26 protein-coding genes are annotated in these 24,491 nt (G+C 66.9%); 14 read left to right on the forward strand and 12 right to left on the reverse strand.

All coding sequences use genetic code 11. The annotated features are described in order from the left end of the window. Positions 1 to 10 precede the first annotated feature (10 nt). On the forward strand, positions 11 to 703 hold the full coding sequence (locus E5CHR_RS15755; RefSeq protein ID WP_162580722.1) for a mobilization protein: 693 nt from the start codon (positions 11 to 13) through the stop codon (positions 701 to 703). A 373-nt stretch (positions 704 to 1,076) separates the two neighbouring features. Here E5CHR_RS15755 and E5CHR_RS15760 read toward each other — a convergent pair whose 3' ends face one another. From E5CHR_RS15760 to E5CHR_RS15790, 7 genes are all read right to left on the reverse strand, one after another. Next, the gene (locus tag E5CHR_RS15760) at positions 1,077 to 1,583 is read right to left on the reverse strand and encodes a disulfide bond formation protein B (protein ID WP_162580723.1); all 507 of its coding nucleotides are present in this window, start codon (positions 1,581 to 1,583) and stop codon (positions 1,077 to 1,079) included. Between the two features lies 1 nt (position 1,584). After that, positions 1,585 to 2,670, reverse strand: a complete 1,086-nt coding sequence (locus E5CHR_RS15765; protein WP_162580724.1) for a sulfate/molybdate ABC transporter ATP-binding protein — start codon at positions 2,668 to 2,670, stop codon at positions 1,585 to 1,587. Positions 2,671 to 2,682: 12 nt separating this feature from the next. Continuing rightward, entirely contained in the window at positions 2,683 to 3,585 is a 903-nt protein-coding gene (gene cysW, locus E5CHR_RS15770) for a sulfate ABC transporter permease subunit CysW (RefSeq protein ID WP_162580725.1), read from the reverse strand. A 58-nt stretch (positions 3,586 to 3,643) separates the two neighbouring features. After that, positions 3,644 to 4,534, reverse strand: coding sequence for a sulfate ABC transporter permease subunit CysT (gene cysT, locus E5CHR_RS15775; RefSeq protein ID WP_162580726.1), 891 nt, complete (start codon positions 4,532 to 4,534; stop codon positions 3,644 to 3,646). A gap of 88 nt (positions 4,535 to 4,622) precedes the next feature. Further along, complete coding sequence (locus E5CHR_RS15780; protein ID WP_162580727.1) at positions 4,623 to 5,627, reverse strand: sulfate ABC transporter substrate-binding protein; 1,005 nt, start codon at positions 5,625 to 5,627, stop codon at positions 4,623 to 4,625. Then, entirely contained in the window at positions 5,624 to 6,202 is a 579-nt protein-coding gene (locus tag E5CHR_RS15785; RefSeq protein ID WP_443083080.1) for an RBBP9/YdeN family alpha/beta hydrolase, read from the reverse strand. The genes E5CHR_RS15780 and E5CHR_RS15785 overlap by 4 nt, the downstream gene beginning before the upstream one ends. A 173-nt stretch (positions 6,203 to 6,375) precedes the next feature. Beyond that, positions 6,376 to 7,290, reverse strand: a complete 915-nt coding sequence (locus E5CHR_RS15790; protein WP_162580729.1) for a LysR family transcriptional regulator — start codon at positions 7,288 to 7,290, stop codon at positions 6,376 to 6,378. Positions 7,291 to 7,425: 135 nt separating this feature from the next. Here E5CHR_RS15790 and E5CHR_RS15795 point away from each other — a divergent pair, with 135 nt between their 5' ends. After that, positions 7,426 to 8,073: an FMN-dependent NADH-azoreductase gene (locus E5CHR_RS15795; protein WP_162580730.1), complete on the forward strand. Its 648-nt coding sequence runs from the start codon at positions 7,426 to 7,428 to the stop codon at positions 8,071 to 8,073. Positions 8,074 to 8,153: 80 nt separating this feature from the next. Here the strand turns inward: E5CHR_RS15795 and E5CHR_RS15800 are convergent, their stop codons facing one another. Continuing rightward, on the reverse strand, positions 8,154 to 8,705 hold the full coding sequence (locus E5CHR_RS15800; protein ID WP_162580731.1) for an NADPH-dependent FMN reductase: 552 nt from the start codon (positions 8,703 to 8,705) through the stop codon (positions 8,154 to 8,156). 88 nt (positions 8,706 to 8,793) lie between these two features. Then, positions 8,794 to 9,699 carry a serine O-acetyltransferase EpsC gene (gene epsC / locus E5CHR_RS15805; protein ID WP_162580732.1) on the reverse strand — a complete coding sequence of 302 codons (906 nt, stop codon included), beginning with the start codon at positions 9,697 to 9,699 and terminating at the stop codon, positions 8,794 to 8,796. Positions 9,700 to 9,855: 156 nt separating this feature from the next. Here epsC and E5CHR_RS15810 point away from each other — a divergent pair, with 156 nt between their 5' ends. The 4 genes from E5CHR_RS15810 (at position 9,856) to E5CHR_RS15825 (ending at position 14,115) form a co-directional block, all read left to right on the forward strand. Continuing rightward, a complete protein-coding gene (locus E5CHR_RS15810; protein ID WP_162580733.1) occupies positions 9,856 to 10,749 on the forward strand; it encodes a LysR family transcriptional regulator in 894 nt (297 codons plus the stop codon). 127 nt (positions 10,750 to 10,876) lie between these two features. After that, a complete protein-coding gene (locus tag E5CHR_RS15815) occupies positions 10,877 to 11,863 on the forward strand; it encodes a Bug family tripartite tricarboxylate transporter substrate binding protein (protein WP_162580734.1) in 987 nt (328 codons plus the stop codon). A gap of 136 nt (positions 11,864 to 11,999) precedes the next feature. Continuing rightward, the gene (locus E5CHR_RS15820) at positions 12,000 to 13,022 is read left to right on the forward strand and encodes a Bug family tripartite tricarboxylate transporter substrate binding protein (protein WP_162580735.1); all 1,023 of its coding nucleotides are present in this window, start codon (positions 12,000 to 12,002) and stop codon (positions 13,020 to 13,022) included. 25 nt (positions 13,023 to 13,047) lie between these two features. Continuing rightward, positions 13,048 to 14,115, forward strand: a complete 1,068-nt coding sequence (locus E5CHR_RS15825) for an Ldh family oxidoreductase (RefSeq protein WP_162580736.1) — start codon at positions 13,048 to 13,050, stop codon at positions 14,113 to 14,115. Positions 14,116 to 14,238: 123 nt separating this feature from the next. On the opposite strand, the gene E5CHR_RS15830 is transcribed toward E5CHR_RS15825, so the two are convergent. The 3 genes from E5CHR_RS15830 to E5CHR_RS15840 form a co-directional block, all read right to left on the reverse strand. Continuing rightward, entirely contained in the window at positions 14,239 to 14,454 is a 216-nt protein-coding gene (locus E5CHR_RS15830; RefSeq protein ID WP_007829250.1) for a TOBE domain-containing protein, read from the reverse strand. Positions 14,455 to 14,678: 224 nt separating this feature from the next. Continuing rightward, on the reverse strand, positions 14,679 to 15,263 hold the full coding sequence (gene ssuE / locus E5CHR_RS15835; protein WP_162580737.1) for an NADPH-dependent FMN reductase: 585 nt from the start codon (positions 15,261 to 15,263) through the stop codon (positions 14,679 to 14,681). A gap of 10 nt (positions 15,264 to 15,273) precedes the next feature. Continuing rightward, on the reverse strand, positions 15,274 to 16,299 hold the full coding sequence (locus E5CHR_RS15840) for a sulfate ABC transporter substrate-binding protein (RefSeq protein ID WP_162580738.1): 1,026 nt from the start codon (positions 16,297 to 16,299) through the stop codon (positions 15,274 to 15,276). A 135-nt stretch (positions 16,300 to 16,434) separates the two neighbouring features. On the opposite strand from E5CHR_RS15840, the gene E5CHR_RS15845 reads away from it, so the two are divergent. The 8 genes from E5CHR_RS15845 (at position 16,435) to E5CHR_RS15880 (ending at position 24,485) form a co-directional block, all read left to right on the forward strand. After that, on the forward strand, positions 16,435 to 16,707 hold the full coding sequence (locus tag E5CHR_RS15845) for an oxidative damage protection protein (protein WP_162580739.1): 273 nt from the start codon (positions 16,435 to 16,437) through the stop codon (positions 16,705 to 16,707). Between the two features lie 15 nt (positions 16,708 to 16,722). Continuing rightward, entirely contained in the window at positions 16,723 to 18,588 is a 1,866-nt protein-coding gene (mnmC, locus tag E5CHR_RS15850; RefSeq protein WP_162580740.1) for an FAD-dependent 5-carboxymethylaminomethyl-2-thiouridine(34) oxidoreductase MnmC, read from the forward strand. 138 nt (positions 18,589 to 18,726) lie between these two features. Next, complete coding sequence (locus tag E5CHR_RS15855) at positions 18,727 to 18,897, forward strand: hypothetical protein (protein ID WP_162580741.1); 171 nt, start codon at positions 18,727 to 18,729, stop codon at positions 18,895 to 18,897. Between the two features lie 183 nt (positions 18,898 to 19,080). Continuing rightward, positions 19,081 to 19,695: a PAQR family membrane homeostasis protein TrhA gene (gene trhA / locus E5CHR_RS15860; RefSeq protein ID WP_162580742.1), complete on the forward strand. Its 615-nt coding sequence runs from the start codon at positions 19,081 to 19,083 to the stop codon at positions 19,693 to 19,695. 6 nt (positions 19,696 to 19,701) lie between these two features. Further along, positions 19,702 to 20,427, forward strand: a complete 726-nt coding sequence (locus tag E5CHR_RS15865) for an extensin-like domain-containing protein (protein ID WP_232062071.1) — start codon at positions 19,702 to 19,704, stop codon at positions 20,425 to 20,427. 36 nt (positions 20,428 to 20,463) lie between these two features. Beyond that, a complete protein-coding gene (locus E5CHR_RS15870; RefSeq protein ID WP_162580743.1) occupies positions 20,464 to 22,071 on the forward strand; it encodes an MFS transporter in 1,608 nt (535 codons plus the stop codon). A 231-nt stretch (positions 22,072 to 22,302) separates the two neighbouring features. Continuing rightward, a complete protein-coding gene (locus E5CHR_RS15875) occupies positions 22,303 to 24,081 on the forward strand; it encodes a nitrite/sulfite reductase (RefSeq protein WP_162580744.1) in 1,779 nt (592 codons plus the stop codon). Then, complete coding sequence (locus E5CHR_RS15880; protein WP_162580745.1) at positions 24,078 to 24,485, forward strand: DUF934 domain-containing protein; 408 nt, start codon at positions 24,078 to 24,080, stop codon at positions 24,483 to 24,485. The genes E5CHR_RS15875 and E5CHR_RS15880 overlap by 4 nt, the downstream gene beginning before the upstream one ends. Positions 24,486 to 24,491: the final 6 nt, after the last annotated feature.

Below are 24,491 nucleotides of genomic sequence, written 5' to 3' on the forward strand. Positions count from 1 at the left end.
GAAGCACTTCATGAGCTCCATCAACTTCATCGGCGGCGAAAAAGGCGGAGTCGGCAAGTCCGTCTCCGCACGGGTTCTGGCGCAGTACTTCATCGACCACAGCAAGCCCTTCGTGGGCTTCGACACGGATCGATCGCACAGCTCCTTCACCCGCTTCTACGAGGGCTTCGCCTCGCCGGTGGTGGTTGACAGCTACGAGGGGCTGGACACGGTGGTCAACGGCTTCGAGACGCATCCGGAGCAGAGCGTGATCGTCGACCTTGCAGCGCAGACGCTCGCGCCGCTGGCGCGCTGGATCAAGGATTCGGAGCTTTTCGATGTCTTCGCCGGGCTCGGCGTGACGGTCAACTTCTGGCACGTGCTGGACGACGGCAAGGATTCGAGCGACCTGCTAGGCACGCTGGTCGACACTTTCGGCAACCGGCCCAACTACATCGTGGTGCAGAACTACGGCCGCGGCAACGACTTCGCCCTGCTGCTCGGCTCGCAGTCGCTCAGCAAGGCGACGGCGCATGGGGCGCGCGTGATCACCCTGCCCCGCCTGCACGACGCGAGCATGCGCAAGATCGATGCGCGCAACACCAGCTTCTGGAAAGCGGTCCACGACCGCGAGGGCCCGAACGCGCTCGGACTGCTGGAGCGCCAGCGCGTCAAGAGCTGGCTGGCGACTTCTTACGCGGCTTTCGACACGCTGCCGCTTTGAGCGGCGGCTCCTGCTTGCGCGGCAGTAGCGCATCGGCGATGCGAGCTGCCTCAAAACCTGACCAGACCTCCTTGCGGCGGCGATCGCGCGAGACCGCGTTGACGATCTGCTGGGGGCCCGCCTGGGCGCAGACCGCGATACTTGTAGACGATATCTGGCTCACTCTTCCTGACAATTAAAAAAAGACCAGTTTCCAGGCTGTCTTGGCCGCCTTGAACCGATATCGGTCTGAAAATTCCGATATGCCACCGAACATGTCGCCGCTGCTAGAAGATCAGCTGGAGATATCCGATGCGTCGCAGGCATTGATTGATCCTGCGCTGCTTGTAGTTTGACCCATTGCCAGGTCTGCTACGAGGAACGAGGCGCGGGTTCAGCCATGAGGAGCGCGACGCCAGAACAGCAGCCCCAGCAACAGCAGGCCAAACACCACGAAGGCGATGAATGACCAGTTTGCAATCGACAGCCCCAAAAAGGTCCAGTCGATCTGCGTGCAGTCCCCGCCGCCCCGAAAGATCATCGGCAGCGCCCGCTTGAGCGGGAAGGTCTCGATCATCCCGTACAGGTCGCGCCCGCAGGACACGACTTCAGGCGGATACCACTGCAGCCAGCTCTGGCGCGCGGCGGTGTAGGCGCCGCCGATGGCCATCACCAGCGCCAGGGTCGCGCCGGTGAGCTGCAGGCCTCGGCTCTTGCTCAGCGCCCCCAGGCCCGTGAACACCGCCACCAGCACCAGCGCGTAGCGCTGCACGATGCACATCGGGCACGGCTCGAGGCCCACCACGTGCTGCAGGTAGAGCCCGAAGGCCAGCATCGCCACGCAAGCGGCGCAGATCAGCGCGAGCGCGCGGCGCGGCGCTCCGAAATACCAGTTGAACAAATCAGTGCCCCTCTACGAAGACGCGGGCCCGGCGCGGCGTTGCAACTACCGTCTCGCCTTCGCGCAGGCCCAGGTCGCGGAACTGTTGCGCAGGAAGTTGCGCCTCGATGATGGTTCCGGAACCAGGATTGTCTGGATTCGATTCCACCGGTTCGAGTTCCAGCCGCGCAATGGGCCCGACCACGATGGCCCGGCTCAAGGTCGCAACGATACCGCTGGCTCCGGGCACGTAACGCTCGACGTCAAGGTCGTGCGGCCGCACATAGGCCAGCGCCTTGCCGTCGCGCAAATCCCGATGCTCGGGCGAGTCGATGCGGATACCTTCGACATGCACCTCGCCCTCGTGCGCGCGGCCGTGGAAGAGGTTGACGTCGCCGAGGAAGCCGTAGACGAAGGGGCTGGCCGGATGGTCCCACACGTCCTGCGGCGCTCCGACCTGCTCGATGCGGCCGCTGTTCATCAGCACCACGCGGTCGGCGACTTCAAGCGCCTCCTCCTGGTCATGGGTGACGAAGATGCTGGTGACGTGCAGTTCGTCGTGCAGCCGCCGCAGCCAGCGGCGCAGCTCCTTGCGGACCTTGGCGTCGAGCGCGCCGAAAGGCTCGTCGAGCAGCAGCACCTTGGGCTCGACCGCCAGCGCGCGGGCCAGTGCAATGCGCTGCCGCTGGCCGCCCGAGAGCTGGGCCGGATAGCGGTCGGCCAGCCAGTCCAGCTGCACCAGCTTGAGAAGCTCGTGGACCTTGGCCTTGATCTGCGCCTCGCCCGGGCGCAGGCCGCGCGGCTTGACGCGCAGGCCGAAGGCCACGTTCTCGAACACCGTCATGTGGCGGAACAGCGCGTAGTGCTGGAACACGAAACCGACCTGGCGCTCGCGCACGTGCACGTCGGTGGTGTCCTCGCCGGCAAACAGGATGCTGCCGGCGTCGGCCGTTTCCAGGCCCGCGATGATGCGCAGCAAGGTGGTCTTGCCGCAGCCCGAGGGGCCCAGCAGCGCGACCAGCTCGCCGGAGTCGACGTCGAGGCTGACGTCGCGCAGCGCGTGGAAGTCGCCGAACTGCTTGCTGACGTTGCGGATTTCAATGCTCATGTTCTGTTCTCCTCAGGTCCCCGCAGCAGCCGACAGCGGCCGCTCGGGCGGCAGCTCGGCCAGTGCCTTCATCTCGCGCTCATGGCGCCATTCGATGACCGACTTGATGACCAGCGTGACCAGCGCCAGGATGGCCAGCAGCGAAGCGACCGAAAAGGCCGCCACCGATTGGTACTCGTTGTAGAGCACCTCGACGTGCAGCGGCATGGTGTTGGTCTGTCCGCGGATGTGGCCCGAGACGACCGACACTGCGCCGAACTCGCCCATGGCGCGCGCGTTGCACAGGATCACGCCGTACAGCAGGCCCCACTTGATGTTGGGCAGCGTCACGCGCCGGAAGGTCTGCCAGCCGGTGGCGCCCAGCACGATGGCCGCCTGTTCCTCCTCGGTGCCCTGGGCTTGCATCAATGGGATCAGCTCCCGCGCGATGAAGGGGAAGGTCACGAAGACGGTGGCCAGCACGATGCCGGGCACGGCGAAGATGATCTTGACGTCGTGCGCCTGCAGCCACGGCCCGAACCAGCCCTGCGCGCCGAAGACCAGCACGTAGATCAGGCCCGCCACCACCGGCGACACCGCGAAGGGAAGATCGACCAGCGTGGTCAGCAGCGCCTTGCCGCGGAACTCGAACTTGGCGATGGCCCAGGCGGCGGCGACACCGAAGACCAGGTTCATCGGCACCGCGATGGCGGCGGTGATCAGCGTGAGGCGGATGGCGCTCCAGGCATCGGGCTCCTTCAGCGCATCGAGGTAGGCGTCGAGGCCCTTGCGCAAGGCCTCGGTCGCGACGGCAGCCAGCGGCAGCACGAGGAACAGGAACATGAAGGCCAGCGCGAGGCCGATCAGCGTGAAGCGGACCCAGGCCGCTTCGGTGGTGCCTGCCTTGGCGCGGCGAACGGCGCGGCTGCTGCTCATTGGTGTACCTTCGTGCTTCGCACTGCGGTGCTATTCGACTCGGGAGCGGCCCGGCGTCTCATGCCGACGCTCCACGCCGCCGCTGCCAGGCCTGCAGCGCGTTGATGACCAGCAGCAGCGCGAAGGAGATGAGCAGCATGACCAGCGCGACCGCGGTGGCGCCGGCGTAGTCATACTGCTCGAGCTTTCCGATGATGATGAGCGGCGTGATCTCGGAAATCATCGGCATGTTGCCGGCAATGAAGATTACCGAGCCGTACTCGCCGATCGCACGGGCGAACGCCATGGCAAAGCCGGTCAGCAAGGCCGGGGTGATCGACGGCAGGATCACCTTGGTAAAGGTCTGCAGCCGAGTCGCGCCCAGGCTGGTGGCGGCCTCTTCCAGTTCCTTCTCGGTGTCCTCGAGCACCGGCTGCACGGTGCGTACCACGAACGGCAGGCCGATGAAGATCAGCGCGATGACCACGCCGGCAGGCGTGAAGGCGAGCTTGATGCCCATGGGCTCGAGGTACTGGCCGATCCAGCCATTGCCGGCGAGCAGCGCCGTCAGCGAAATGCCCGCGACGGCCGTGGGCAGCGCGAACGGAAGGTCGACCAGCGCATCGACGATGCGCTTGCCGGGAAACTTGTAGCGCACCAGCACCCAGGCCACCAGCAGTCCGAAGACCAGGTTGACCAGCGCCGCGATGAGCGAGGCGCCGAAGGTCAGGCGATACGAAGCCATCACACGCGGCGCGGTCACTGCCGTCCAGAACTGCTCCCAGCTGAGCAACGACGTCTTGAACGCCAGTGCCGACAGCGGGATCAGCACGATGAGGCAGAGATAGAAGATCGAAAACCCGAGCGTCAGATGAAAGCCCGGCAGCACGCGCCGGGACACCCCTGTGTTGCCCGGACGCGGCGAAGGCGCTGCCGAGGACGGCAGCGCCGAAGAGAGAACTCCGCTCATAGGGCGTGGCCCCCGCGCCCGGCGCTGATGCGTCCTCGTTGCCCTTCCAGGGGGCCGTTTGGTTGGTCGAGGCGGCTCGGCGCGGCGCTCATTTCGCGCCAGGCGTGTAAAGCTTGTCGAACTGCCCACCATCGTTGAAGTGCACCTTCTGCGCCTCGCCGAGGCTGCCGAACAGTTCCTGCACGGTGAAGAGTTGCAGCGGCTTGAAGGTGGCGACGTGCTTCTTGAGCACCGCCTCGGAGCGCGGGCGCAGCGCGTGCTTGGCCGCGATTTCCTGGGCTTCATCGGAGTACAGGTAGTCGAGGTAGGCCTTGGCGAGCTCGGCCGTGCCCTTCTTGTCCACCGTGCGCTCGACCACCGCCACCGGGTTTTCGGCCACGATGCTGATCGATGGATAGACTGCATCGGCTTTGCCGGCGCCGAACTCGCGATCGATGGAGACCACTTCCGACTCGAAGGTGATCAGCACGTCGCCGATGTTGCGTTGCAGGAAGGCCGTGGTCGCATCGCGCCCGCCGCGCGCCAGGATGGGGACGTTCTTGAACAGCTTGCCCACGAACTCCGCCGCCTGCGCATCGGTGCCGCCCTTCTTCTTCACGTAGCCCCAGGCCGCGAGGTAAGCGTAGCGGCCGTTGCCGCCGGTCTTGGGATTGACGATCACGACCTGCACGCCGGGCTTGATGAGGTCGTCCCAGTCCTTGATGCCCTTTGGGTTGCCCTTCCGCGTGAGGAACAGCATGGTCGACGTGGTGGGCGCCGCGTTCTGCGGAAAGCGCTTGGCCCAATCCTTGGCGACCACCCCGGCGTTGGCCAGGAAGTCGATGTCGGTGGTGGTGTTCATGGTCACCACGTCGGCCGCCAGACCGTCGGCCACGGCGCGCGCCTGCGCGCTGGAGCCGGCGTGCGACTGGTCGATCTTGACGTCCTTGCCGGTAGTCTTTTTGTAGTGCGCAATGAAGGCGGCGTTGTAGTCCTTGTAGAACTCGCGCGCCACATCGTAGGACACGTTCAGCAGGGTCTGCGCCGAAGCGGCACCGGCAGCGGCCGCCAGCGCCAGGGCGGCAATGATTGTCTTCGTCGTCTTGAAAGTCATGAGGTTGCCAATGGTTCGAATGGGGAACGGGCGCCGATCAGCGTGCTGGGTTCGCCTGTCAGCGACTGGAGCAGCGCCAGGCCCAAAGGCCAGTCGCCATGCCCTGAATCAATGTTGATATGGCCGGCATTTTGCATGCGAACAAATTCGCTGCCCCAGGCGCGGGCATAGGCACCGGCCAGGCGCACCGGGCAGTAGGGGTCGTTGCTGCTGGCCACCAGGATGCTGCGATATGGCAGCCTGGCATGCGGCGCGGGCGCGAAGTCCGCAAGTGCCGCGCGACGCTCAGGGTCGGCAGGGGCCACCAGCAACGCGCCGCGGACGCGGGACGCCGCGGCTTCCGGCAGATGCACAGTCGCGATGCAGCCCAGGCTGTGGGCGGCGATCACAACCGGCCCGGGGCTTTCCAGCACCAGTTTTCCGAGCGCGGCCACCCACGCCTCGCGCCTGGGCGTGACCCAGTCGTCCTGCACCACTCGCACGGCGTCCGGCATGCGTTCGGCCCAGAGGCTCTGCCAGTGGCCCGGGCCGGAGTCACGCCAGCCCGGCACGATGATGAGGGTCGCTGCGCTCACGCGTTCGTCCATCGACCGATGAAACCGAGGACCGTGTGGCCGGGGCGCAGGCTTGCCATGTTGGCTCTCTTTTATTCTGGGCTGGAGGAAGGACCGCCGATTCTGCGCAGCGTTGCTTCGAAGCCAAACGAATATCTACTTGTTTAAATATGGCCCATAGCGAATAAGGAGCTTCACACCATCAATTCGAAGCCGTCGGCACCGGCGTGCTCGTCGAGGAAGTCGATCAGCTTGCGGATCGCCGGCACCAGCGCCCGCCGAGACGGAAACACCGCATGCAGGATGCCCGCCGGAGGCCTCCACTCCGGCAGCACTTCGACGAGCCGGCCCGCCTCCAGGTCCTCCTTGCACATGTAGCCGGGCAGGATGCTGGCGCCGACGCCCTCCACGACCGCGAACTTGAGCGTCAGGAGATCGTCCGCCAGATAGCGCGGTTTGAATTGCACGGTCCGCATCGCGCCGCCAGGGCCCTCCAAGGACCAGCTCACGCGCCCGTCGGCTGCCGATTGGGCCACGGTGTCCAGGCGCGCAAGATCATCCAGTGCGCGAACCGGGCCCTGGCGCTGCAACTGCTCCGGGCTCGCCACCAGCACGGGCCGGGCCATGGCGAACTGTTTGGCAACCAGCGTCGTGCTGTCCTCGATGACCGGCCGCACGCGAAGGGCCAGGTCGATGCCCTCCTCGATCAGGTCGACGGCCCGGTTCAGGATGCGCATTTCGATCTGCACCGCCGGGTAGCGCCGCATGAACTGCGCCACCAGGACGCCGAAGTTGCTCTGCGCCAGCGTGATGGGGCAGCTGATGCGCACCAAGCCACGCGGCTCGGTCTGCACCTGGGCGATGGCCTCCGCAGCCGCCTGGGCGGCGTCGCGCATGGCGATGCTGTGCCGCAGGTAAAGCTCGCCCGCCGGGGTCAGCGAGAGCTGCCGCGTACTGCGTTGCAGCAACTGCACGCCCAGTCGTGCTTCCAGCTCGGCGACGCGGCGCGAGAGCCGGGATTTGGGGATGCCCAGGGCTCGCCCGGCGGCGGCAAAGCCGCCGCGCTCTGCCACCTCGGCGAAGAAAACCATGTCATTGAGGTCTTGCATGCTGAGGATTGTTCCATCAACAGGACGATGTGTGTGAATTTTGCCGTCTTATCAGTCAATCGACTCAAAAATAGAATTGAGTTCATGCCGACCGATCCCTGCGCCGGCCGCCTTATCGAAAGAGAGCGATTGATCATGAAACTGCTGCACGTCGATTCCAGCGTCCTGGGTGCCAACTCCGTCTCCCGCCAGCTCACCGCGGAAATCGTGGCCGAATGGCGCAAGAACCATCCGGACACGAGCGTCGAGCACCTCGACCTCGCCATCGAAGCACCCAACCACTTCAATGCCGATGCGCTCGGCATCAAGGTGGGTGTCCAAGCCAACCCCACCGAAGCTCAGCGAAGGGAAAATGCCATTTCCGAGCGGCTGGTGAGCCAGTTCCTGGCCGCCGATGTGATCGTGATAGGCGCACCGCTCTACAACTTCAGCGTGCCGACTCAGCTCAAGGCCTGGATCGATCGCGTGGCGCAAGCCGGCCGCACCTTCACCTACACCGACAAGGGCGCGGTCGGTCTGGCCGGCGGCAAGACCGTGATCGTGGCGTCGACCCGCGGTGGCATCTACTCGACCAGCGAAGGCGGCCAGGCGATGGAGCACCAGGAAAGCTACCTGAAGGTGATTCTCGGATTCATGGGCATCACCGATGTACGCTTCGTCCGCGCCGAGGGCCTGGCGATGGGCGAGGCGCCCAAGGCCGCCGCGATGAGCGCCGCCCGTGCCGACATCCTTGCTGCGACGGCCGAAGCCGCGAACCAGGACCGCGCTGCTCTCGCAGCCTGATGAATGCGGCGGGCGCTGCGCCAGGCGCCCGCGATCATTGCCCAGTGCGTGCCGCCCACCACGGCTTTGCCAGGCAACTCTCAGCTGCCGTGGCGCTTGACCCAGGCCACATAGCTGTCCACCCAGCCCTGGAGGAACTTCTTGCTGCCTTCAGCGATGTGGCCCTTGTCGTCGAACAAGCCTTCCTTGTTCTGGATAAAGGCCTCGGGCTGACCCATGGTGGGCACGTCGAGATAGGCGAGCACATTACGCAGGTGCTGCTGCGCGAGCGCCGTCCCGATGGCGCCGACCGAGACCCCGATCACGCCCGCCGGCTTGCCGGCCCACGCGCTCTGCCCGTACGGCCGCGAGGCGTGGTCGATCGCGTTCTTGAGCACGCCCGGCATGGACCGGTTGTACTCCGCCGTCACGAACAGCAGTCCCTGCGAGGCCGCGATCTCCGACTTGAGCCGCTTGACCGAAGGGGCCTGGTTCCCGTCATCGTCCTGGTTGTAGAGCGGCAGGTCGTCGATGCGCAGGTGCTCGAAGGTGAAGTCCGAAGGTGCGAGATGCGCGATGGCAAGTGCGAGCTTGCGGTTGAACGAATCCTTGCGCAGGCTGCCGACGATGACGGCGATTCGGGTCTGGCTCATGAAAGCTCCTGGAAAAAAGTGATGGGCGGAAGGTCCGGCAAATTATGCGAAGCGCGTTAGACCTTTTCCGGACAAGCTCATTCGCGATCTAGTCGCAACCCGCCTTCTGCAGGTTGGCCTGGGTGATGTTGGCACCGGCGGGCACGTCCTCGGTGATCCACGTGTTGCCGCCGATGACGGCGCCCTTGCCGAGCGTGACGCGGCCGAGGATGGTGGCGCCGGCATAGATCACCACGTCGTCTTCCACGACCGGATGCCGGGGCAGGCCCTTCTGCAGGTTGCCGTCCGCGTCTGTCGGAAAGCGCTTGGCGCCGAGGGTCACCGCCTGGTACAGCCGCACGCGCTTGCCGATCACGGTGGTCTCGCCGATCACGACCCCAGTTCCGTGGTCGATGAAGAAGCCGGCATCGATGCGTGCGCCTGGGTGGATGTCGATGCCGGTCTGCGCATGCGCGAGCTCGGCCACGATGCGCGCCAGCAGCGGCAAGCCCAGCCCATATAGCCGGTGCGCAAGCCGGTGATGGATCATCGCGAGGATGCCCGGGTAGCACAGCAACACTTCGTCGACGCTGCGTGCGGCCGGATCGCCCTGGTAGGCCGCGAGCACGTCGCCGTCGAGCAGCCGGCGGATCGCTGGCAGCGCGCCCGCGAAGTCGCGCACGGCCTGCTGCGCCTCGCCATCGATGGCGGCCGCTTCGCGCGGCTGGTGGCGCGCGTTGTAGCGAAGCTCCAGCCGGGCCTGCACCAGCAGCGATTGCAGTGCCGAATCGAGCGTGTGGCCGACGTAGAAGTCCTCGCCCTCGTGGCGCAGCTCGGGCGGGCCGAGGCGCATCGGGAACAGCGCGCCTTTCAGCGACTCCACGATCGCAGCCAGCGCATCGCGCGAGGGGAACTCGCGGCTGCCCGGCTCGCGCGAGCGCTTCTGCGCATCGCGCCACTCCTCGCGCGCCTCGCGCAGTGCGAACACGATCTCACCCACTTCGAATCCGGCCATGGCTTTCTCCTTGTGGCACCCATTGTTGCGGCAAATGGGCGCCGGCCGCGGCCGGTGGGGACTTAGCTGCCCGTCGCCGTTCGGTCAGCTTCGCCCCTGAGACAATCCTGCGCGATCAGCAGATCACCCCTCCGCAGCTTCCACGGCCGTTCCGCAATGATCCAGTTCAGCCAAGTTCGTTGTTTCGTCGCCGTTGCGCAGGAACTGCATTTCGGGCGGGCCGCCAAGCGTCTGCACATGACGCAACCGCCCTTGAGCCGGCAGATCCAGCAGCTCGAGCACGCGCTCGGTGTGGTGCTGCTCGAACGCGACCGTCGCCAGGTGCGCCTGACCGCCGCGGGACGGGCCTTTCTGCCGGAGGCCGACCACCTGATGCGCGTTGCCGAGGCGGCTTCGCTGACGGCCCAGCGCGCGACCTCCGGCACCGTCGGCTCGGTGCGACTGGGCTACGTCCCCGGCATCAGCTGCACTTTGCTGCCGCCCTTGGTCGCCGCGCTATCGCGCGACTTCCCCGACGTGGACACGGATCTGCGGGAGCTCAGCACCCATGAACAGGTCGATGCGCTGCGGTCCGACCGCCTGGACCTGGGCCTGGTGCGCATGCCCTGGGCCCGGGGCGAGTTCGACACCTGCTGCCTGGTGCGCGAGGCGTTCATCGCAGCGGTCCCTGCCGGCCACCTGCTGGCCTCGCGCGAACGCCTTTCCATCGGCGATCTGCACAGGCAGCCCATGTTGATGTTCCACCCGGCGCAGGGCGGCTACTTCTACGAGTTGCTGGTACGCCTGTTCGAGTCAGAGGGCGTGTCGCCACGCTACCTGCAGTACGCGCGCCAGGCCTATTCCATGATCGGCCTCGTCAGTGCGGGCATGGGCGTGGCGCTGATGCCCACCTCCAACGCCATGCTTGGACTGCCCGGCGTCGTCTTCCTGCCCATCGACCTGCCCACGGCGCCGGTGGCCGAGCTGCACCTGATCTGGCGCAAGATCGATCCGGTGGACGCGCCGGCCGTCGAGGCCATCCGCACGCGCATCCTGGGCCACGCGTTCTAGCTTTCGCCGAGGCCGGATCGATTCAAGAGTTGATTCACCGCAACCAAGATTCGCATTGGACGGTCATCGGGACAGGTGCTGAAATCCGTGCGCCACCAGGGAGTGGCGCGACGAACACGGAGACTCCATGCACTCAGCCCACCTCACGCGCCGCAGAGCGGCCCTCCTGCTGCTGGCCGCCCAGACACTGCTGCCGGTCGCAATGGCGCAGACGCCGCGCTTCCCGACCGCCCCCATCCGCATGCTTGTCGGCACGCCGGCGGGCGGTACCACCGATGTGATCGGCCGGCTCGTTGCCCAGAAGATGGGCGAGAACCTGGGCCAGCAGGTCGTCGTGGAGAACAAGGCGGGCGCGGGTGGCCTGATCGCGGCCGAATCGGTCGCGAAGGCAGCAGCCGACGGCTACACGCTGCTGATGGCGCCGGCCCAGCTGGCCACCTACCGCGCGCTCTATCCGGGCACCACACTGAATCCGGAGACGGACCTGCAGCCGCTGGGCTTGGTAGCCACCACGCCCTATGTGATGGTCGTGCACCCTTCGCTGGCGGTGAAGTCCCTGCCCGAACTGATCGCCCACGCCAAGGCGCATCCGGGGCAGGTGTCCTATGCAGGCTCGACGCCCGGGGGCGCGCAGCACCTTGCCTGGGAGCAGATCAAGCGCAGCGCCGCGGTCGACATGCAGTTCATTCCCTACAAGGGCACGGCAGCCCTGATGCCAGACCTGCTGGCTGGCCGCCTGCAGGCCGGCATCGACAACATCGCCGTACTGGCACCCTACGTCAAGAGCGGCCAGCTGCGCGGCATCGCGGTGACGAGCGCCAAGCGCACGGACCTGCTGCCGGAGGTGCCGACCGTGGCCGACAGCGGCATGCCCAACTTCCAGGCGATCGGCTGGTTCGGCGTCTTCACCACCGGCAAGGTGCCCGCGGCGGTCCTGTCCGCCCTCTCCGGCGCGGTCGAGGCGGCGGTCAACTCGCCCGACATGCGCAGCCGCCTGGCCGCGCTGGGGGCCGAGCCGCAGTCCGGCAAGGCCGAGGACATGCGCGCGATGCTTAGCCGCGAGACGGCGACCTGGACGCGCGTGATCCAGGAAGCGGGAATCAAGGTGCAGTGAGCGCGACCCGCCGGGGCCTACGTCCTGCCGATTGACGGCCGCCCCACGAGAACTGCCCGATGCAAACGCGGACAACGTGGGCCCTGCGCCTGCGTGTCCGATCGAGACAGCTGGTCAACCAAAGGAGAACACACCCATGAAACGCAACTGCCTGTTGCCGCGGCGCGCCGCCGTCCGCGCACTGGTCCAAGCCGCTGCGCTCGTCGGCACGACGGCCCTGTTCGGCACCGCCCAGGCCGCCGATCCCGCGAGCGCCCACTTCAAGGGCAAGAACATCCGCATCATCGTGCCGAACCCGGCCGCGGGCACGTCCGACATCCTGGCCCGCGTGCTCGCACCCCGGATGGGTGAACTGCTGGGCGCCAACATCCTCGTCGAGAACAAGGCCGGTGCGACCGGCAACCTCGGCTCGGACTTCGTGGCCAAGGCGCCGGCCGATGGGCTCACGCTGCTGCTCACCGACATCGGTTCGCTGGCCATTGCGCCGAGTGTGTTCCGCGGCCTGCCGTTCGACCCGGTGAAGGACTTCGCACCGGTCTCGCTGGTGGCCTACTCGCCGCACATCCTGGCCGCATCGCCCGGGCTACCGGTGAAGGACGTCAAAGAGCTGATCGCGCTGGCCAAGGCCAAGCCGGATTCGCTCAACTTCGCCATCTCCGGCACGGGTGGCGCCAACCATCTTGCCGGTATCGACTTCGCTCTGCGCACAGGGATTGCCTGGACTTACGTCCCCTACAAGGGCGGCGCCCAGGCCATCAACGACGTCGTCGCAGGCCAAGCGGACGTGCTGTTCAACGGCATGGTCGCCACCTACCCGATGGTCAAAGGCGGCAAGCTCAAGGCCCTGGCGATCTCCAGCAGCAAGCGCTTTCCGGCCGCGCCGGAGATTCCCACCGTGGCCGAGGCTGCCCAGCTGGAAGGCTTCGAGACCGGCTCGTTCCAGGGCGTCGTTGCGCCCGCCGGCACGCCCGCGCCCGTCGTAGCAACGCTGCACGCCACCCTGCAGAAGATCCTGGCAACGCCGGAGATGCAAAAGCGCCTGCAGGAACTAGGTGCTGAGTACCAGCCAGGCAGCTCGGCAGAGTTCGGCAACTTCATCAAAAAAGAAAAAGAACGCTGGGCCAAGGTCGTTAAGGACTCCGGCGCCAAGTTCGACTAGCAGGGGATCGCGCGTGGAGACTGGAATGGCACAACGCTTCGAACTGCATATGCTCAGCGCGACGGTGCTGGCCTTGTTCGGTAAGGCCGGGCTGACGCCCGAAGCGGCGCAGGCGGTCACGCAGGTGTTGCTGGAAGCAGACCTCATCGGGCACGCCACGCACGGACTGGCACTGGTGCCCTGGTACCTGGAGGCAGCGCGCTCAGGCGCCATGCGGCTCGCCGGTGCGCCGGAGGTGGTCTCCGACCGCGGGGCCTGCGTGGTCTGGAACGGCCACCGCTTGCCCGGGGCCTGGCTGGCCTCCCAGGCCGTCGCACTGGCCATCGAGCGTGCGCGTACCTATGGCACCGTGACGCTGGTCATCCGCGACTGCGGCCACGTCGGCGCGCTGGCGGCCTACATGTCACGGGCGACCGAGCGCGGCATGTTGCTGCTGATGGCCAGTTCCACCCCATCGGTGGCGGGAGTGGCGCCCTTCGGCGGACGCAAGGCCGTGTTCACACCCAACCCGATCGCCGCGGGCATTCCGACCGACGGCGATCCGATCCTGCTGGACATCAGTGCGTCCATCACGACGCTGAACCGCGCGCGGCAGCTGGCACGCGAGGGCCGCAGCTTTCCTGCGGAATGGGTGCTCGACCGGGACGGCAACACCTCGGCCGATCCCGCTGTCGTCGTCGACCAGGGCGGCAGCCTGCTGCCTGTCGGTGGCCTGGACCATGGCCACAAAGGCTACAGCCTCGCGCTGCTCGTGGAGGCACTGACCCAGGGCCTATCAGGCTTCGGACGCGCCGACGAGCCGAGCGGCACCAGTGTCTCGCTTTTCGTGCAGGTGATGGACCCCAGCGCGTTCGGCGGCAGCACCGCGTTCACGCGCCAGACGACGCATCTGGCCGCCGCGTGCCGTGACACGCCGCCCCTGCCAGGCGTCGAGAAGGTGCGGGTTCCAGGCGACCGCGCGGCCCAGGCCAGGCAATCGGCGCTCGAACGCGGTCTGCCACTGGACGATGTGATCCTGAAGGGATTGCAGCCTTGGCTGGACCGCTACGAAATGGCTATGCCGGCGCCGCTGGAGGTGAAGACGCAGCTGTAGGCTCCCTCGGTCGGTCGGGTAAAGGCCTGTGTACGCCCCCCGGGGGCCCCTGCGCCTCCCAACCCAGAACGCCGGTCGGCCGATGACACGGTATTGTTAGCCGCTCTTGGGGTTCGGCAACCCTCAGAGCTTCGCTATTGATACCTCTGTCGACTTCACGAGCGCGACCACGTCGGAACCCACTTTCAGCTGCAGTTCGTCGACCGAACGGGTGGTGATGACCGAGGTCACGATGCCCCAGGCCGTCTCGACATCGACCTCGGAAACGACGTCACCGCGGATGATCTCGCGAACCTTGCCCTTGAACTGGTTGCGGACGTTGATGGCTTGGATGGACATTCAGGGCTCTTTCGGGTTTGGAATCGGTGGAGGAAAAAAATCAAATGGGCCAGCGCAGCTTGTGCGCGGGTAGGGCACGCCACGGCCCATCGCTGGCGTGGCGAGGTTCGGATTCGGCGGGCTGTTCACGCGTCAAGGATCCCGCGCCGCGCGCACGGCGGCGAAGAGAACAGGGTTTGGAAACGGGGAGCAGCGATGCGTGGCCGGGGCCTCGAGCGCCGCGCTCAGACGCTACATCGCACGCGCGAGAACGGCACCGGCTCGAAGCCGCTCGTCGCCGGCAGCTTGAGCCCCTCGTGCGCGAGCGCCTCCACCGCGTCGTCGAGGCGCTGGGCCAGCTCGCTCTGCAATTGATAGGCGCCTTCGGACTGCAGCGTTACCTGGTTGTCCGTCGCATATACGCCGGGCAGGACGTGGCGCGCCGCCATCGATTGCAGCACCGGTCGCAGCGCATAGTCCAGCGCCAGCATGTGGTGCGGGCTGCCGCCGGTGGCCAGCGGCAGCACAGACTTGCCGCGCAGGGCGGACTGCGGCATCAGATCGAGAAAAAGCTTGAGCACGCCGCTGTAGGCGGCCTTGTAGACCGGCGTCGCGATCACGATCGCATCGGCCCGCCGCAGCTGCTCGGCAGCACGCTGGATCGCGGGATGCGAGGCCTCTCCCAGCACCAGCGCATGCGCCGCCAGCTCACGGATCGCGATCCGCTCGACCGGCACCTCGCGCAGCGCGAGCCTTGCGGCCACCGCATCGAGCAGCACGGCCGAGCGCGAAGGAGCCGACGGGCTGCCGGCGATCAGGAGAACAGTCACGCGTCCGCGCCTACTTGGTGAGTGCGTAGATCTGATCGAAGGAACCGCCGTCGGCAAAGTGCTCCTTGTCGGCCTTTGCCCAGCCCCCGAAGGCCTGGTCGATGCTGAACAGCGTGAGCTTCGGGAACTGCTTGTCGTACTTGGCCCTCGCCTTTTCCGAGGTCGGGCGGTAGTAATTGCGCGCGGCGATGTCCTGGCCTTCGTCGGAGTAGAGGTACTTGAGGTACTCCTCGGCAACGGCACGCGTGCCTTTCTTGTCGACCACCTTGTCGACCACTGTCACGGTAGGCTCGGCCAGGATGCTGATAGAGGGGACCACGATCTCGAACTTCTCGGGGCCGAATTCCTTCAACGCCAGGAAGGCCTCGTTCTCCCATGCCAGCAGCACGTCGCCCACGCCGCGCTGGACGAAGGTGATGGTGGAACCGCGAGCGCCCGTGTCGAGCACCGGCACGTTCTTGAAGACCTTGCCCACGAATTCTTTTGCCTGGGCATCGCCGCCGTACTTGCGCTTGCCGAACTCCCATGCCGCCAGGTAGTTCCAGCGCGCGCCGCCCGAGGTCTTTGGATTTGGGGTGATGACCTGGAGCCCGGGCTTGGCAAGGTCGTCCCAGTCTTTCAGGCCCTTGGGGTTGCCCTTCTTCACGAGGAAGACGATGGTGGAGGTGTACGGTGCCGCGTTGTGCGGCAGCCGCTTCTGCCAGTCGGCCTTGACCAGGCCGCCGTGCGTCACCAGCGCATCGGTGTCGCCGGCCAGCGCCAGCGTGGCGACATCGGCATCGATGCCATCGATGATCGAGCGTGCCTGCTTGCCCGACCCGCCGTGCGATTGCTTGATCGTGACGTCCTGGCCCGCCTTGCGCTTCCAGTAGGCGGCAAAAGCCTTGTTGTAGTCGACGTAGAGCTCGCGAGTCGGGTCGTAGGAGACGTTGAGCAGCGTGACGGTCTGCGCCAACGACGGCAACGCCGTGAGGGCGATGCCGGCCGCTGCGGCGGCGGCAAGGGAAAGCTTGATAAAGTCGCGGCGGTAGCTCATGGTCTTGTGCTTCGGAAAGGCATAACAGTGAAGCTCAGAATTCTCAATTGGGCATAAAGAAACTGGAACGACCGAGTTCTCAGTTCTAAATAGCCAAATCAACTAAGCAACCCCACCGCTTCAAGAGGCATCCAAATGGCACGCATGGTCCAGTGCATCAAGCTCGGCAAAGAGGCCGAAGGGCTCGATTTCCCGCCCTACCCCGGTGAACTCGGCAAGCGCCTCTGGGAAAGCGTCAGCAAAGAAGCCTGGGCTGCCTGGCTCAAGCAGCAGACCATGCTGGTCAACGAGAACCGGCTGAACCTGGCCGATGCCCGCGCCCGCCAGTACCTGGCGCGCCAGATGGAAAAGCATTTCTTCGGCGAAGGCGCCGACGTCGCGCAAGGCTACGTCCCTCCCGCAGACTGACCGTCCGCCCGCGCGATGGCCGAGCCGGTCGCCTGGGGCGCTGACGGCGTGCCGAAAAGCTTGCGCTTCGGCGACATCTATCACTCCGAAACTGGGGCCGTGGCACAGGCCCGGCATGTCTTTCTGGGCGGATGCGACCTGCCCGAAGCCTGGTCCGGGCAGCGCCAATGGCGGGTTCTCGAAACAGGCTTCGGGCTTGGACTTTCATTTCTGACAACCTGGCAAGCCTGGCGCGAAGACCCGCGACGTCCGGGCCTGCTGCACTTCGTCTCGATCGAGGCCTACCCGGTCAGGCGCGAGGATCTCCTGCGGGCCGCGGCAAGCCATCCGGAACTCGCACCGCTGGCAGAAGCGCTGGCGGCGCAATGGTGGGGCCTGCTGCCGGGCTTTCATCGCCTCGTGTTTGAAAGCGGGCGCGTGCTGCTCACCCTCTGCGTCGGCGATGTCCAAGCCATGTTGCGCGCCCAGCATCGCTTCGACGCCGACAGCATTTTCCTGGACGGCTTCAGTCCCGAACGCAATCCGCAAATGTGGTCGCCCGAGACGCTCAAGAGCGTTGCCCGCTTCGCGCGTCGCGGCACACGACTGGCAACCTGGAGCGTGGCGCGACCGGTGCGCGATGCCCTGGCGCCCTGCGGCTTCCGGCTGCACAAGGCCCCCGGCCTGCCGCCCAAGCGCGACTGCCTGCAGGGCGTGTTCGATCCGTCGTGGCTGCTGCGTCGCCAGGCGCCGGATTCGGCCACGGTGCAGGCACCAGGCCGCTGCGCAGTCGTCGGTGCGGGGCTCGCCGGCGCAGCCGTTGCCGCCAGCCTGGCGCGGCGCGGCTGGGAGGTCCAGGTCCTGGAGGCCGGCCCGCATCCTGCCGGAGGCGCGTCGGGTCTGCCGGTGGGCATGCTTGCGCCGCATGTCTCACCTGACGACGCACTGCTCTCGCGGCTCATTCGTGCGGGCGTGCGCGCCACCTGGGAACAGGCCAGGACCCTGCTGGCAGAAGGCACGGACTGGCGCGCTAGCGGCGTGCTCGAGCGCCGTGGCGCCGAACTGGTCCGCCTGCCTCAAGGCTGGAACGCCGATGGGCCCAACGAGTCCTGGCATGCCTCGCCCGAGCAACTGCGCGAGGCGGGGCTGCCCGCCGATTCAGCCGGCATCTGGCACGCCCGTGGCGGCTGGGTACGGCCTGGCCGGCTGGTGGAGGGCTGGCTGGGGCAGCCCGGCATCCGCCTCCGCACGGGTAGCCGCGTTGCGCGAATCGAGGCTTTGCCAGGAGACGCGGGACCTTGTGTCTTGCGCGATGCAGAAGGCAAGTTGTTGGCCGAAGCGGAGCGCGTCGTGATCGCAGCCGGCCACCAGAGCGCGGCACTCGCTCCGGCAATGCCGCTGCAGCCGGTGCGCGGGCAGTTGGCCTGGGGGCGCATGGCCGAGGGCATGCGCTTGCCGCCGATGCCGATCAATGGCGATGGCCATTTGATTGCCGATGTGCCTGATCCCGCTGGAGCGCTCTGGCTCAGTGGTGCCACCTTCGATCGCGATGACGCCGAAACAACGCTTCGCAGCGAAGACACCGAATCCAACCGGCAACGGCTCGCGCGCCTGCACACGGAGGCAGCGCGGCAGCTCGCACCGCTGTTCGAGCGCGGCGAGCTGCAGGCCTGGGCCGGCGTACGTTGCGCCTCCAGCGATCGGCGTCCCCTGGTCGGCCCACTCAGCGCCAAGGCGCCGGCCGGCCCGTGGCTGTGCACCGCGATGGGGTCGCGCGGCCTCAGCTTTGCGGCGCTGTGCGCAGAGCTCCTGGCGGCGCGCTGGCACGGAGAGCCACTGGCGCTGCCGGCATCGCAGGCCCGCGCGCTCGACGCGCAGCGCGGGCCCGCGGGTCGGCGCTGAGATGCGCAGTCAGCCGCCTGAGCGTCCGCGAATGGCGGCGAACTCTACGCCGCGGCCTTGGCAGGAGCGTGTCATGACACTGTATTTTTATACAGATAAGATGCCATGCCTTCCTGAGAAAAACCCGAGGCGCCCGGCATGCAGACTCTCCCCCCACCCGCCCCCGCTCTCGCGCGTGGCCAACACCTGTTCCTGATCGCCGGCCCGGCCGCACCGCGACGCGTGCCGGTGCAGCGCTTGCCTTCTGCGGACCTGCGCCGACAGGCGGCGCGCGTGATCGCCGTCACCGTACGGCATTGGTTCCCCTGAGCCAGTGCGCTGGCGCCTGGGAATCCCGCACGTTCCCTCTCGGCCGTACTGCTTCGGCAGTCCCCAGCATGCAGGAGGTCTAAGGCCAACGGCAGATGTGCCGTCGCGATCTTCGTTGTCTGATGTGTCACGACGGCGCAGCAAAACCGAGGCCCACTCCAACCATTCCTTTGAGGTGACACCATGTACCAAGGCGAACGCTTCAACGGCTACAGCCACCTGCTCGGCCTGATGCTGGCCACGGCCGGCTCGGCCTTGCTGGTGACAAAGACCGCCCCCGGCGATGACCCAGCCAGGACCGCAAGCGCGCTGGTCTTCGGGCTCTCGATGGTGGCGCTGTACGGCGCCTCCACCCTCTTTCACAGCACGCGCGGCCGCACGAAGCTGTTCTGGCAGCGGGTGGACCATTGCGCGATCTACCTGCTGATCGCCGGCAGCTATACCCCCTTCGCACTGGTCACCCTGCAAGGCGCCTGGGGCTGGGCGCTGCTGGCCGCAGCCTGGAGCGCGGCGCTGTTCGGAATGGCGCGCGAGTTGCGGCGGGGCGAGCCGCCCGCCCCCTCGCTGGCGCTGTATCTGGGCATGGGTTGGCTGGGCGTGTTGGCAGCCGTGCCGCTGGTCGAGCGGCTCGACGGCGCCGGGCTGGCGTGGCTGCTGGGGGGCGCCCTCTGGTATTCGGCCGGGACCGTCTTCTATCGCAATCCGCTGGGCTGGCGGCACGCGCACGGCACCTGGCACCTGTTCGTGCTGGCCGGAACCGCCAGCCACTATGTGACCGTGGCGCACTTCGTGTTGTAGTCGGGTGTGCGCCCGTTTTCACGACCTGGCCTGTTCCTCGTTTTTCTGATTGCGCTGGCGGCCTCGCTGGCGGCAGCGCTGCACTTCGGTGCGCTCCAGATCCCCGATCGCTTCGACCCTCGGACGCCGCTGGACGTGGCAGCGGAGCCGAACTTCCTCACCGGCCTCAAGCTGCGCCGCGCGAGATCCGACCCTGCGCGCTGCTTCGCCGTGCTCGAGCAGTCGGGTCTGCAGTACGAGCGGGTGGCCGACCGCAACACCGGTCCCGGCTGTGACCTGACCCATGCCCTGCGCCTGCGCGGCGGCCGCAGCGTCTCGCTGTCCTCGCCGACGCTTGTCAGCTGCCGCGCGGCGCTGTCCTTTGCCATGTGGGAGCGGCACGCGCTGCAGCCGGCCGCGTCGCGGCGGCTGGGCAGCCCGATCGCGACCGTGGAGCACCTCGGCAGCTACGCCTGCCGCAACATCAACACGGGCGAAGGCAGCACGCGCGACGGACGGCGCAGCCGCCATGCGACCGCGGACGCGATCGACATCGCCGGCTTCGTGCGCGAAGACCGGACGCGCATCACCGTGCGTCGCGACTGGGGCGGAGACGGCGCCGAGGCGCTCTTCCTGCGCGACGTCCATGCGGGCGGCTGCCGGTTTTTCGAAGGCGTGCTCGGCCCCGACTACAACACCCTGCATGCCGATCATTTCCATCTCGAGGTGGGCGGCTGGACCTTCTGCCGCTGAGCACTTTGGCTACCATGTGCCGCCGCAAGAGACCGCATGAAACCTCAGAACTTCGCCTTTCACCATCCCGTCGCCTTCTGGCTCGGCTGCATTGCCATCATCGGCGGGGTGCTGGCCCATGTGCCGATGTTCATGATGGGCCGCCACACGGGCTACCAGATGGTCGGCATGGAAATGGACGCCACCATGCTCGCCGGCATGGCCATGATCCCGCTGGGCGTGCTGCTCGCCATGTACGGCCTGATGCCGCGCATCGCCCAGATGAAGAAAAGCCTGCACGCCGATCGTCACCTGCAGTTCCACGTGGCCGACAGCGTGCCGCTGAACGGCGCCCACTGGAAGCTGGTGACCGTGCTGGTGATCGCCCTGGCGGTCGACGTGCTCAAGCCCGCCACGCTGGGCTTCGTGATGCCCGGCATGACCCAGGAATACGAGATCAGCAAGCAGACGGCCGGCCTCCTCGCGCTGGTGGCGCTCACCGGGACCACGGTGGGCTCGGTGCTGTGGGGCCGGCTGGCCGACGTGTTCGGCCGACGCGCGGCGATCCTGCTGTCGGCGCTGATGTTCATCGGCACCGCGATCTGCGGTGCCATGCCCGCGTTCGGGTGGAACCTCGCGATGTGCTTTCTGATGGGCGCTTCGGCCGGCGGCCTGCTGCCCATCACCTTCACGTTGATGGCTGAAACCGTGCCGGCCGCGCACCGCGGCTGGCTGCTGGTGGCGCTGGGTGGCGTGGGCACCTCGGCCGGCTACCTTCTGGCGGCCGGGTCGGCGGCGCTGCTGGTGCCGGAATTCAGTTGGCGCGCGCTATGGCTGCTTGGCCTGCCGACCGGCCTGCTGATCGTCTTCCTGGGCCGCTACATCCCGGAGTCGCCGCGCTTCCTCGTCAATGTAGGGCTCGATGACGAGGCACGAGCGGTGCTCGCGCGCTTTGCCGGCAAGGAGGCGACGGGCAACGGACAGGCCGGCGCTGCCGCCGTGGTGGCCGAAGAGGAGGCGCCGGCCGGCGGCGTCCGGCAACTGCTGCGCGGCAGCCACGCGCGCATCACCTGGGGCTTGATGGTCTGCGGCGTGGCCTGGGGGCTGGTGAACTTCGGGTTCCTGCTGTGGCTGCCCACCAATCTCGGCACCATGGGCATGGATGCCACTGCGGCCAGTTCTCTGCTGGCCCGGTCGGCGCTGCTGGCGCTGCCCGGCATTGCGATCGTCATCTGGCTCTACCATCGCTGGAGCAGCATCAAGGCGCTGGTGCTGTTCATCGCGCTGACCGCGGCGACGCTGCTGCTGTTTTTCGGCCTCGGGGTGGCGCGGGTGCAATCCAACCTCGCGATGGTGCTGACCACCGCCCTGCTGCTGGTGAGCTCGAGCGGGGTGATCGCGATGCTCATCCCCTATGCCGCGGAGATCTATCCCGTGCACCTGCGGGGCACCGGCTCGGGCGTCGTCGCGGCGGGTTCCAAGTTCGGGGGCATCCTGGGCGCGGGCTTCGGTGTGATGGGCGTGTTCGGCCATTTCGCCACCTCGGCCCTGCTGATCGCCCTTCCGATGGCAGTGGCCGCGCTGATGCTGGTGCGCAGTGGCATCGAGACGCGGGGGCGTGGTCTCGAGGACATCCAGCAGGCGCTGAACGGGACTTCCGCCTAGGCCGGCCGCTGGAACGCGGAAACTGGGCCGCAGCCCCCGGCCAAGTGGCGGTCAGCCTTTATCCGGAATATGCATTCCATCGGGCTGCGAGCCGCATGAAGACTGGCGAATAAGCTTATCCGCATAAGACGCGAACCAAAAAATAGTTTGGTTCCATAAGGCGCACTTTTAAAGTCCGGGCTCGCGTTGACGGGCCGTGGACGCACGCCTTCCAGCAGCAAAGAAAACACGATGTACCAATACACAGACTTCGATCGCCAGTTCGTACACCAGCGCGCAGCGCAATACCGTGACCAGCTCGAGCGCTGGCAGGCCGGCAAGCTCGCCGAAGAACAATTCCGGCCGCTGCGCCTGCAGAACGGCTGGTATGTGCAGCGCTATGCGCCGATGCTGCGCGTCGCCGTTCCCTATGGCGAACTCTCCAGCGCCCGCCTGCGCGTGCTGGCAAAGATCGCGCGGGACTACGACGCGCCCGACGCCGAGGTCTACAAGCATGCGAACGAAGTCCAGGGCAGGCTCGGGAGCGTCCGGTTGCCGACGCACTATGCGCACTTCACGACGCGTACCAACGTCCAGTACAACTGGATCCCGCTGTCCAAGTCGGCCGACGTCATGGACCTGCTGGCTTCCGTCGATATGCACGGCATCCAGACCAGCGGCAACTGCATCCGCAACATCACCAGCGACGAACTGGCCGGCATCGCCGTCGACGAGATCGCAGACCCACGGCCTTTCGCCGAGATCATGCGCCAGTGGAGCACGCTGCATCCGGAGTTCGCATTTCTCCCGCGCAAGTTCAAGATTGCCATTACCGGCGCCGTGGAGGACCGCGTTGCCACCGGCTGGTATGACGTCGGCCTGCAGCTGTACAAGAACGAAGAGGGCGAACTCGGCTTCCGCGTCAAGGTAGGCGGCGGCATGGGGCGCACGCCGATCATCGGCACGGTGGTGCGCGAGTTCCTCCCGTGGGACCAGCTGATGAACTACCTGGAAGCCGTGATCCGCGTCTACAACCGCTACGGCCGGCGCGACAACGCCTGGAAGGCGCGCATCAAGATCCTGGTCAAGGCCGAAGGCCAGCGCTACATCGACGATGTCGAGGCCGAATACAGGCAGGTCGTCGAGCACGACGGCGCGCCGCACACCATCACGCAAGCCGAGCTCGACCGCGTGACCGCGAGCTTCGTCACGCCGAAGATGGCTACACGCGTGTTCCGCAGCGCTGAAGAAACCGATGCCGAGCTGCGCGCGCAAGCCGACGAAGACGTGCAGTTCGCACGCTGGCTGCAGCGCAACGTCGCACCGCACAAGAACCCGTCCCTGCGCGCCGTCACGCTGTCCTTCAAGCGCCTTGGCCAGGCGCCCGGAGACGCTTCGGCCAGCCAGCTCGAGGCCGCCGCGCAGCTTGCCGACCGCTTCAGCGCCGGCGAGGCCCGCGTCACGCACGAGCAGAACCTGCTGCTGCCGTGGGTCCATGCCGAAGACCTGCACGCGCTGTGGTTGGCCGCTCGCGAGGCCGGCTTCGCGAGCCCCAACATCCACCTGCTGACCGACATGATCTCGTGCCCCGGCGGCGACTTCTGCTCGTTGGCCAACGCACGCTCGATCCCGATCGCCGCCGCCATCACCGAGCGCTACCAGGACCTCGACGAGCTCGACGACCTGGGCGAGATCGACCTGCACATCAGCGGCTGCATCAACTCCTGCGGCCATCATCACAGCGGCCACATCGGCATCCTCGGCGTCGACAAGGACGGCAAGGAGTGGTACCAGGTCACGCTCGGCGGTTCCGACGGTGCCGCTCGCAATGGGCCGGCGCTTCCCGGCAAGGTGGTCGGGCCTTCGTTCTCGGCGGCGGAGGTGCCCGACGTCGTGGAGGCCGTGCTCAACACCTATCGCGACCATCGCAATGGTGGCGAGAGCTTCATCGACACGCTGCGCCGCGTCGGCATGGATCCCTTCAAGGCGGCTGCCAACGGCGCGCGCTTCAAGGTCGAGGAGGCCGCATGAAACGAACGCTCCAACTGATCGCCGCAGAAGACCATGTGGACGATGGCGACCCGAGCGTGCTGCAGCTCCCTAACGATGCCGATCCCCTGGCGATCGAAATCTGCCTGAGCGACGTGCAGCGCATCGACCTCACCTTCCCGAAATTCACCGACGGCCGCGCTTTCAGCCAGGCCTACCTGCTGCGGCGCCGCCTCGGCTTCAAGGGCGACATCCGGGCCACCGGCGACGTGCTCATCGACCAGCTGGTGCAGATGCAGCGCAGTGGATTTTCGAGTGCCGTGCTCAAGGAGGGTGTGGACGCGGGGGATGCACAGCGCCAGTTCGACCGCTTCGGCGACTTTTATCAGGCCGATGCGGTGCGGCCCACGCCTCATTTCGCGGCAGCGGGGTCGGAGCCCGCATGAGCAGCC

Source organism: Variovorax sp. PBS-H4 (assembly GCF_901827205.1).
GTDB lineage: Bacteria > Pseudomonadota > Gammaproteobacteria > Burkholderiales > Burkholderiaceae_C > Variovorax.